Annotated in this window: 1 protein-coding gene; it reads right to left on the bottom strand. The window is 77.9% G+C overall.

Translation table 11 applies throughout. The features are described from left to right. Nucleotides 1-217 (bottom strand): hypothetical protein (locus tag QWJ41_RS21710; protein WP_302710577.1); only part of this gene is annotated, 217 nt, incomplete at both ends.

Below are 217 nucleotides of genomic sequence, written 5' to 3'. Positions count from 1 at the left end.
GGCCCGGGGGTGAGGGCACGCTCGAAGCGGCCCCGGTCCTGGCGGCGTACGCCGGCGGCGCGCAGGTCGAGCGTGCGCTGCACGGCCGTGACCACCACGCGCGGCGCGGGCTGCGCCGAGCTGGTCGGCTGCGCACCGGGCTCGTCGTCACCGGCCAGCAGCGCGCACGAGCTGAGGACCAGCGACAGCGCGAGCGCCGTCAGCAGGACCAGCAGTC

The organism is Nocardioides cremeus (assembly GCF_030518195.1).
GTDB classification, from domain to species: Bacteria; Actinomycetota; Actinomycetes; order Propionibacteriales; family Nocardioidaceae; genus Nocardioides; species Nocardioides cremeus.
Note: the sequence above shows the minus strand (reverse complement) of the source record. Positions and strands in the feature narration are given on the sequence as shown.